The organism is Streptomyces sp. NPDC044921 (genome assembly GCF_056432865.1).
Genome location: NZ_JBWKIF010000036.1, coordinates 42,712 through 52,363, shown reverse-complemented (window position 1 = coordinate 52,363; position 9,652 = coordinate 42,712). Strand labels below are relative to the sequence as shown.

General features: G+C 67.1%; 5 protein-coding genes and 3 pseudogenes. 3 read left to right on the top strand and 5 right to left on the bottom strand.

All coding sequences use genetic code 11. The annotated features are described in order from the left end of the window. Positions 1-85: 85 nt before the first annotated feature. The 3 genes and pseudogenes from AC07DA_RS35075 to AC07DA_RS35065 form a co-directional block, all read right to left on the bottom strand. A pseudogene (locus AC07DA_RS35075) lies at positions 86-349 on the bottom strand (transposase); the annotation flags it as partial. Positions 350-384: 35 nt separating this feature from the next. Next, positions 385-891, bottom strand: coding sequence for a GNAT family N-acetyltransferase (locus AC07DA_RS35070; RefSeq protein WP_479132288.1), 507 nt, complete (start codon positions 889-891; stop codon positions 385-387). Further along, on the bottom strand, positions 882-1,715 hold the full coding sequence (locus AC07DA_RS35065; protein ID WP_479132287.1) for a Mu transposase domain-containing protein: 834 nt from the start codon (positions 1,713-1,715) through the stop codon (positions 882-884). The genes AC07DA_RS35070 and AC07DA_RS35065 overlap by 10 nt, the downstream gene beginning before the upstream one ends. Positions 1,716-1,730: 15 nt before the next feature. Between AC07DA_RS35065 and AC07DA_RS35060 the strand changes: the two are divergent. Further along, positions 1,731-1,942 (top strand): annotated as a pseudogene (locus AC07DA_RS35060) (DUF6332 family protein). A 38-nt stretch (positions 1,943-1,980) separates the two neighbouring features. Continuing rightward, positions 1,981-2,765, top strand: a pseudogene (locus AC07DA_RS35055) (IS5 family transposase); the annotation flags it as partial. Between the two features lie 297 nt (positions 2,766-3,062). Here AC07DA_RS35055 and AC07DA_RS35050 read toward each other — a convergent pair. Beyond that, on the bottom strand, positions 3,063-6,365 hold the full coding sequence (locus tag AC07DA_RS35050) for an RHS repeat-associated core domain-containing protein (protein ID WP_479132286.1): 3,303 nt from the start codon (positions 6,363-6,365) through the stop codon (positions 3,063-3,065). A gap of 500 nt (positions 6,366-6,865) precedes the next feature. Here AC07DA_RS35050 and AC07DA_RS35045 point away from each other — a divergent pair, with 500 nt between their 5' ends. Continuing rightward, positions 6,866-7,153 carry a hypothetical protein gene (locus AC07DA_RS35045; RefSeq protein ID WP_479132285.1) on the top strand — a complete coding sequence of 96 codons (288 nt, stop codon included), beginning with the start codon at positions 6,866-6,868 and terminating at the stop codon, positions 7,151-7,153. A gap of 1,156 nt (positions 7,154-8,309) precedes the next feature. Here the strand turns inward: AC07DA_RS35045 and AC07DA_RS35040 are convergent. After that, positions 8,310-9,533, bottom strand: a complete 1,224-nt coding sequence (locus AC07DA_RS35040; protein ID WP_479132284.1) for a cytochrome P450 — start codon at positions 9,531-9,533, stop codon at positions 8,310-8,312. Positions 9,534-9,652 lie beyond the last annotated feature (119 nt).

Here is a 9,652-nt window from a genome sequence, read left to right as displayed (position 1 = left end):
CCGCCCACAGCCTGACATCAGCAAGGTCCCCACCCATAACCACACCAACGACCGACCTGGCCATCAGTCACGGCAAGGACCGTTGCAGTACTAGGACCAGCCTGCCGTCCGCCGCTCTCGGCAACGGCAGGCCGGCCAGGGTCCGACGGAGTCGGCCGAAGTCGATCCGCCCCTGGTTGAGCCCGGCGTACAGGGCTCCGTGACCCCGCCGGTGTTCTGGCGCGAGCGCGAGATCCACCAGCGTTTTGACCAGGCCCTCCGTGCAGAGGAGGGCGTCCGTCAGCTCGAACAACGCGTCCGAGCGACCCGTGAGACACCCATAGAAGTCCGCCCGGAACTGCGACAACATGGCCAGCGCCTCACCCCGGCCACCGGTCAGAGGACTCACTCCGCGCGGCCCTGCCCAACCTCGGCCTGGAGCAGGCGCGGAGAGGCTGCAAAGCCATGGCGGGAGTACGCCGAAACCGCCCGGTCGCTGGAGTGAACGGTCACCCGCTCAAGACCGAGATCCCTCGCCCATGCTAAGACTGCCTCGATCAGCTCGCCGCCGAGGCCGTGGCCGCGCTCATCGGGCAGGACATACGTGCACTGCACGTCACCCGACATCCGCTCGAACGCGCGCGGATGCGGCACACGCTGCGTGATCGCCAGCCAGGCCATGCCGATCACAACGTCGTCACGGGCCATCACCATGCACCGATGTGAGGACTCGGTCTCCCGGGCCCATGCCACGAACCGTGGAACGAACTCCTCCAGCGTGGTGTCGGGCGTTCCGTAGAACTCCTGCACCCACTGCCACCGCAACTCAGCTACGGCGGCTAACTCACGGGGCTGGGCAGGGCGGCACACGATGTCATCCACGGCTTCATCCTGGCGCAGAATCACCAGCACGACAGCCGCTTCCACCACTCCCGCACCAACAGAGCGGCGGCCCAGCGCCCCTCTTCGTTAAATGACAAGCTCAGGAGCTGGTCGTAGTGGGCCACCGACGGCAGCGGCCGGGTGTCGGGCGGGAGGTGGGACAGCCGCCAGTCGGACAGGAAGGTGACCGTGCCGCCGGTCCCCTCCTGCGGCTGGACGGGATGGGCCCGGGTGGGCTTCGGGGGCTCGGTGAAGTTCTCGCCTTCAGCTGCCTTGCGGGCCTCCAGCGTGACGGCGTCCGCGGTCAGGGCGCCGGCTCGGTGGGCCGCGGCGAGTCCGGCGACAACGTGTTCGTGTTCCATGTGGCGTCCCAGCAGCAGCACCTCGATCAGGGCTCTGGTGCCGGCCGCCTCGCCGTGGGCGGCGCGGGCCGCGGTCCACCAGGCTTCGTGGACGGGGGTGAACTTCCCTGCGGCTTTGGCCTGTTCCAAGGCGGTCGATCCGGGGAAGGCGCCCGGCTTGCGCAGGAGTGCTTCCAGGTAGTGGTCCAGGACCAGGCGGGATTCGCCCCGGCCGCTGAGGCGTTCGTGGTGGGCGACCACGGTGCGGCCGTCATAGACGACCAGGTCGTTGGCGTGCAGCAGCACCCGCAGCTGGCGGCCGATGAAACGGACCGGGACCGAGTAGGAGTTGCAGCGGACGGTGACCTGTCCGAAGCGGTTGACCCGCGGAGTGAACCAGCGTCCGGTCTCGAACACCTCGCGGGGCAGGGGCCGCAGCAGCGGCTGTTCCTGGGTGAAGTACTCGCCGATGGTGCGGGTCGTCGACCGCAGGCGGCGGCCTTCGTCAGTCACGCACATAACCAGACGGTGGAGATCGTCTTCGCTCTGGTGACTGCCGCCGTGCTGGCTGGGGTCGTTTTCGCTGTCGCCTGGACTCTCGTCCAGGCCCTTGACCTCTCCGGCTCGGCGGAGAAGCGCGTGCTGGTGGTGGGCGCACTGTGCTCGGAGCAGTTGCTGGAGTGTGGCGCCTGGTACGGGTGCTGCTCCGGTTCGACAGGCAACGCCGAATGGGGCACTGACTACGGAGCTAGCGCCTTGCGATCGGTAGCCTCCCGGCGTGGGGAGCGTTGAGCGGCTGGTGCCGGATGAGTTGTGGCAGTTGTTCCAGCGCGTGGTTCCGGAAGCGCCGTCGCGGCCGCAGGGCGGCGGCCGTAGGGCGGCGGCCGCAGGGCGCCACGGCGACCGCGAGGTGCTGGCGGCGATCGTGTTCGTGGCAACATCAAGCTGTACGTGGCAGCAGCTGCCCGCGGCCGCCTTCGGGCCGTCGGGCGCGACGGCCCACCGCCCGGTTCACCGAATAGACGAAGGCCCGGGTGTGGGCCAAGCTCCACCGCCTGGTCCTCGACGAACTCGGCTCCCGCAGCGACCTGGACTGGTCCCGTTGCGCGATCGAATCGGTGAACATGCGAGCCCTGAAAAGGGGGACCTGACAGGTCCGGAACCTGTCGACCGGGACAAGTACGGCTCAAAGATCCATCTGATCACCGAGCGGACCGGTCTGCCCCTGTCCGTCGGCATCTCCGGTGCCAACATCCACGACAGCCAGGCCCTGGTCCCGCTCGTGAAGGGCATACCCCCGATCCGGTCCCGCCGCGGACCCCGCCGACGCAAGCCTGGCAAGCTCCACGCCGACAAGGGCTACGACTACCACCACCTGCGGCGATTGCTGTCGTAGCGCGTCATCCGGCACCGCATCGGCCGCAAAAGTGTCGAGCCCTCGCAACGACTCGGGCGGCACCGATGGACCATCGAACGAACCATGGCCTGGCTCGCCGGCTGCCGACGACCCACCGTCGCTATGAGCGCAAGGCCGAGCACATCCTCGCCTTCACCAGCCTGAGCGGAAGGAGAACAGCCAGTCGGGGCTCGGTCCTAATTCCTGCGCCGGAACTGGACCAACACCGAAGCTGTTGCGATCACGCCTACGATACTAAGGACGAGGAGGCCCCAACGTTCAGCCGCAAGAGAGGTTCCTGAAGAAAGCACGCACAGAGCGAGTACCGTCCAAACGCAGGCTTTCCAGATTCGGCTCTCTCGCAAGTCCCCTGAGCCTCGCATACATACTCCTCTCGCTCTTACGACGTAAGGCTGCAACTCAGTGGGGTGGAGACGATCGTGCGCCGCCTCCACCCAATGGCTTTAGTCTGCGATGTGCCGCCCGACTACCACCCCGACTCCGAAGGCACCGCCGATGAAGCCGCCGATGCCGACGCCGACTCCGCAGGCCTGGGGGCCGAAGAAGCACGCGCCTCCCCCGAGACCGGCTCCAGCTCCGGCGGACCCACCGATGATGCTGATATCAGTCACCAGGTCGTCGATGCCGTACAGGCCGGTGGGGTCGCTGTTGTTGATGGGGTCGCCGGCGGCGTAGAGGTAGGCGTTCTTCTCCTGCCCCGACGGGTCCGGCTGGGTGAAGCGGCCGAGGGTGGGGTCGTAGTAGCGGTGGCCCATCTTGTACAGCCCGGTCGGGTCCAGATACGTGCCCGCGTAGCGGTACGGCTGGGAGACGGCCTCGGTCGGTGTCGTACGCGGGAGGCCGGTGGGGCCGTAGGCGTAGGTGTGCGTGCGCTTGCCGGTGTCGTCGACCAGGCCGAGGACGTTTCCCGTGGCGTCGGTGAGGTAGTAGTAGGACTTCCCCCCAGTCGTCATGGAGTTCAAGGTGCCCGCCGGTTCGCGGATGAATCCGGTGTCCACGCCGTTCGTTGTCGTGGAGGCCAGGCCGAGTGCGGTGTGGTGGAACCAGGTCGAACCCAGTTTGGTGCGCTCGGAGTTGTCTGTGCCGGCGTGGACCAGGTCGTAGCTCTTGCCGCCTGCGGTGATGGTGGAGAGCTGGCTGTGGTCGGTCCAGGTTTCGTTCGTGCGGGGGGTGGTGCTCGCAGCCGCCGTCTCGTTGCCGAGTTTGTCGTAGAACCAGCCGGTGGCGGAGCCGTTCCTGCCGGTCAGTTCGCTGGCGTCGTCGTAGGTGTAGGTGGTGGCGCCGGGGCAGGTGTTCTTGGTGCCGTCCTGGCTGGTGAGGTTGCCGGCTTTGTCCCAGCAGTACAGCCACGACGCCTTGCGGGCTCCGGCGGAGTCGGCTTCCAGGGCGTAGCGCAGGCGGTCCTGGGAGTCGTAGTCGTAGGTGGTTTTGTACTTGGTGAGGTTGTCGGTGCGGGTGCGGATCTTGGTGGTGTCCTTGCCCGCGGTGTTCTTGTAGTCGTAGGCCAGGTCGATCAGGGTGGTCGTGCCGGAGGTGGTCTTGACGGCCTGGGGGCGGCCGTTGTCGTCGATGCCGACGGCTTGGGTGGTGCCGCCGGGGTAGACGGTCTTGGTGCGCTTGTCGTTGTTGTCGTAGTCGAAGTCGGTCTTCTTGCCGTCCGGGGCAATCAGGTAGTCCAGGCGGCCGGCCTTGTCCCAGGTGTAGTCGGTCTTGCCGGTGGGGTCGGTGTAGTGGTCGACCTCGCCGCCCGGGGTGTAGGCCAGTGCTGTCTGGGCGCCGTTCTGCAGGGTGCGGACGCTTTCGCGGTTGAGCTTGTCGTAGGTCCAGATGGTGGTTCCGGAGGCGTCCGTACGGGACTTGACGTTGCCGTCGCCGTCGTAGGAGTAGGTGACCGTGGCGTTGGTGGAGGACACCTTCGTCACGCGGTCGCGGTTGTCGTGGACGTAGACGGTCTTGATGCCGCGTCCGTCGGTGACGGTCTGCACCCGGCCGAGTGCGTCGTAGGTGTAGGTCGTCGTGCCCAGCGGGGCGGGCGGGGTGACCTTCTTGAGGTTGCCCTTGGCGTCGTACTCGAAGGAGGTGACCTTGCCGCCTGCGTCCTTGGCGGTGCAGCGCTGGCCCTCGAAGCCGCCGCAGGCCGGGGTGTCCTTGTTGTAGGTGTACGCGCGGGTGCCGCCGGCCGTGCCGGAGGTGGTGACCGACATCGTGTTGCCGTTGGTGTCGTATTTGAAGGTGTCCTTGCGGCCGTCCGCGGTGGTGAAGTCGTTGGGCAGGTCGGTGCCGGCGATCGTCTGGTAGGCCGTCACGGACGCGGTGGCGCCGAGTGGGAGCTTCTGGGAGAGGGCGTTGTTGCGGCCGTCCCAGCCGTAGGTGGTGGTGTTGCCGCCGGTGCCGTCCGCGCCCGTGCCCATCGCGTCGGTGGCGGTCTGCAGAAGGTGGCCCGTGTACTTGGCGTGGCGGGAGTGATCCAGGGGGTCGGTGACCTTGGTGACCTCGCCGTCCGCGTTGTGCAGGTACTTGGTGGCGTCGCCGTCGGGGTCGGTGACCGTGGTGGTGCCCGCGTCGGAGGGGGTGGCGGCCGTGTAGTCGTAGCGCCAGGTCGGGCCGATGTGGCCGGTGCTGGTCACCTCGGTGGCCCGCTGCATGGACCTGACGCGGTTGTGGGCGTCGTAGGTGAACAGCGTGACGGTGCCCTCGGGGGTGGTCACCTTCGTCAGGCGGCGTGAGGAGTCGTACGCGTAGGCCGTGGCCTTGCCGTCGGTGTCGGTGACCTTCGCCAGGTTGCCCGCCGGGTCCAGGTCGAGCACGGCCGTGCGACCCGTGTGGTCCTTGGCCTGCCACTGGTTCGGGTAGGTCTTGACCAGGTCGATCCAGCGGCCCGAGCGGGTCTCGGTCAGCTTGAAGCCCTTGTGCTCGCCGCCCTCGTCGTGCTGGTCGACCGTGATCACGCCGTCGTTGTTGTCCGTGACCTTGGCCAGCGTACCGTGCGCGTCGTAGGTGTCCTTCGTACCCGACTTGCGGTCGGTCAGGGTGTAGGTGCCGTCCGCGTTCTTCTTCAGGTCCTTGGAGTAGCCCGTCGGCGTGGTGTAACCGCCGGTGGACGTCTGCTGGAACCGCAGCGCGTCGCCGGTGGCGTCGTAGACGATCACTTCCCCGTCACCGAACTGGAGGTAGCGCTCGTACGCCTGCCACCAGCGCTGCGACACCTTCCCCCAGGGCGCCTCCAGGGAGTTGTACGTCCGCGCCAGCTGGAGCTTCTGGCCCACGCCGGCGATGTCGAAGTCCGTCGCGGCGAGCATCAGGTTGCCGTTGGAGACGTTCACCCGTGCCACGAGCGCGTCGTTCAGGCGCGTGTCGGTGATCCGGTGCCAGGGCACCTCGCCCTGCCCCTCGGGAAGGAAGGGTGTGGACTCGGCTGCGGTCGCCGTGCGGGATGCGGGACTCTTGGCCTTCCCGCTGGTCGCGCGCGTCTTCTGCGCTGCCCGCCAGGCCGCGACTTCGGCGGACGGCCTGGCCTCAACCTCCGAGTCCGGCGCTTTGACCGACCCGGCCGGCGTCGCGGGAGCCTCCACCTTGGTCGGCTTCGTCCACGGACTCTCCGGCTCCGGCAGCTGCGGCTTCGGTGGAGCGGCCAGACCAGGGGCCGCGGCGATCGCCAGAGCGGCCGTGGTGATCGCAGCGACGAGAGCGGTTCTGTGCGTTCTCCGGGCACGCCGAGACGGCGTGCCTGCAGCACGTAAATGCATCAGCTTCCCCCCACAGGAAGTCAGACAGACAGGCAGAACCGGTGACCCACACGGTCACCTCAGCCACACAAGCTGTCACAAGACGCACACAAGCCGACCAGCCGTGCCCCGCAACACCCCTCTCATACGGGCTGGAATCAGCCCCACCACTTCGACCGGGCGAATCCGGACACGGTAGAGCAACCCACCATCCCTTGAACGGGGAACTTTGCATTCCGTGGTCAATTCCGGCGGACACACTGACCGAAATACTTCGACTGCATCTCAATCAGTGCATCCCGACCGGAAACTGGCTACTTTTCGGTCAGATTCAGACCGAGCCGAGAAGTGCGCAGAGAGCGCTTACCAGCTTCTGAATGCGAAACCGCACCGGCACAACTTGTCTCAGAGCCAGTGACTAGCTGGCGGGGGTGCTACGGGCACAACGGCACCCCCATGCACACTGACGGCGTCCGGCACCTTCCGACGCCGTCCACCCTCTTGTGAAGGACTCCCCCGCGATGAGCGAACCGGGCAGAACCCTGCCCTCCTCCCGCCCCCACTCCGCCTCCGGCCGGCTCACCCGAGGGGTCCGGAACGTCGGCCGCCTCACGTGCTGGAGCCTGGCCACCGGTATGGCAGCAGCCGCCACCGACCTCATCCTCGAACCGCAGAGCACCTGGTGGACCGCGCTCTGGCTGATGCCCTGGTACCTCGTAGGCCTCTCCCTCCCGCTCTGGGCGCTCCTGCGTGCCCGCGAGAAAGCCGCTCAGCAATCCGACCACGACGACGACCCACCCCGGCACTGAGACAAAGTCGGCTGACCCACCAGATCCGCCGGGGACCATGAGGACGCACAGATCGCGATACCGCGCCTCCCGCTCCACGGCTCCGCCTTCCTCACGGCGCCGCTCCTCTTCCCGGGCGGCCTGCCGTCGGCAGGCGATATCGGCGTACCTGCGGGCATTGCCGATGACGTAACGAAGTCGATGGACAGCCTCCGTCGCAAGCTGCCCGAACGCTGACCTCTTGCCGCTATTTGTGAGCAGTGGCTGGCCCATGGTAGGTCTGACCGATCCGGAGGAAGCCGCCGTACCAGGCAGCCGCCAGCCCCGACAGGCACGGGAAGCGCTATGAACAGCCAGACCATTGGGTCGACATCGAGCAGCCCTCGCCAGAATTCCATGCCCGTGAAGCAACCCGAAGCCGTCTGCGCAATCAGGATCGCCACCGATCGCCCTTGCAACGCTCCTTAATCTTCGAACAACTGCAGGCTCAGGCCAACGCCGACGGACCGACCACCCAGGACGTCCCGATGGAATTGACCGTCGCCCACACCCACCAGCATGCGGCCGGGCCCGCAAAGAGGGGATCCGCAGGTCAAGCGCCCGGTGGCGTGCCTTCACCGAGCTCGGCGATCACGGGCTCGGTGATTCCGAGGCGGATTGACCACCAAGCTCCATCTGGCAGTGACCAGGCTCAGCTTGTTCATTATCTACCAAGATCTTCCGGGCGGCTTGCCGATGGCCTTCAGGGTCTCGGGGCGTTTGACGGTCTTGCAGCGGTGCGATCAACGGCCGGTGAAACCATCCGATCTGAAACCCGCCCGCCTCTACCGCACGTCCGTTCCCCCTGTGGTCAAAGATGCGATTCGGCGGCCGCATAGGCCTGCCTGACGCTGCCTCAAACCCGTCCCACGCTGCCCTGGGGGAGTGCACACCCTGGCTCCGACTTGACCAGTCGTCCCCGAACGAATGGCAGCTTCCCGGATACCACCCAGAGGGTGACCTCCGTCCATCCGACGCACCCAACGCTTTTACCGAGAACTCGGCTGGGCCAAGCGACGGTTGAACCCGGTGGACGGCATTTCTCCACGACCAGGTCCTCTCGTCGGTGACGCTGCATGGCCCGCGGGGGATGCTTGGGACCCCGGAGCAGCCAGTGTCTCCGTTTCGCGGCAGCGGCTCAGAACGTGACGGGCAGCGATCTGGGACCGCGGATGGGGCCTTGACGCAGAAACTCGACCTCGTCGGCGGGGACGGCGAGATCGAGCCGTGGAAAGTGTGCCAGCAGTGTTTTGATCATGACCTCGGCTTGCATGCGGGCCAGCATGGCGGCCAGGCAGTAGTGCGGTCCATGGCCGAAGCTGAGGTGGGCGATGGCTTGCCGGTCGAAGTCCAGGGTGTCGGGATCGGGGAACACAGCGGGGTCGCGGTTAGCGGAGAGGTAGGAGTTGTAGACGACGTCACCGGCCCGGATCAGTTGCCCGCCGACCTCGACGTCCTCGGTGGCGACGCGGGGGATGCCGACGCCGTTGCGGTGGGGCACGTACCGGAACAGTTCCTCAAGAGCCTGCGGCAGCAGATGCGGTTCACGGCGCAACCGCCCCAGGTGCTCGGGGTGGGTGAGCAGCGCATACATCATGGAGCCGCTGTTGTTGCGGACGGCGTGCCCGCCGCTGACGTAGACGGCTGTGGCCAGTGAGGCGGCTTCGTCGTTTGTGATCTCGCCTGTGGCCGCGGCCTGGGCGAGCACGCTTGCCAGGTCTTCGTCCGGTTCTTCGCGCTTGTGCTCGAGCAGCGCCAGGAGGCGGGCCCGTGTCACCTCACGTGCCACCCGGCTGCGTTCCTTGTCCGGCCCTACCGACAGGGCGGTCTCGGAGGTCTTGGCCCACTCACGCCAGTCACCCTCGCGCGTGCCGAGCAGGAAACACATGACCGCGATGGGCAAGGGGCCGTGCAGGTGCTGCATGAGGTCGGCCGGGACGCCGGCCTCTCGCATGGCCTGGACCAGTTCGGTGGCGGTGTGTTCGGCCATCGGGCGCAGCCGGCGCATGCTCTGCGTGGTGAACGCCCTGGCGACGACTTTTCGCAGCCGGGTGTGGCGGGGCGGGTCGATGTACTGCAGGGCGGCTGTCTGTGAGGCGACGGGCTGGGGGAACATGCTGGTCACATCGCGGCCTGCGACCAGTTCGCGGGAGAAGCGGGCGTCGGAGGTGACGAACCGGACGTCCTCGTAACGGGAGACCAGCCAGGCATGCCCCGATCCGTGCGGCAGTTTGATACGGGTGATCGGCGCGTTGCGCAGCGCGTCGTCCAGGAACGGATCGGGCGTGAGGGCGGGCAGGTCCTCGACGGGCCAGAACCTGACCTCGGGTGGGGTTCTTTCGACGGAAGCATCGAAGGTCATCGCGCATCACATCCGGACGATGCCGAAGGCCGACTGTCTGGCGTGCGTGGGTGTCTGTACAGCATGTGCCGTGCTCTTCCTTCCGCTCACACCAACTCCCCCGCTCCACGACTTCGCCA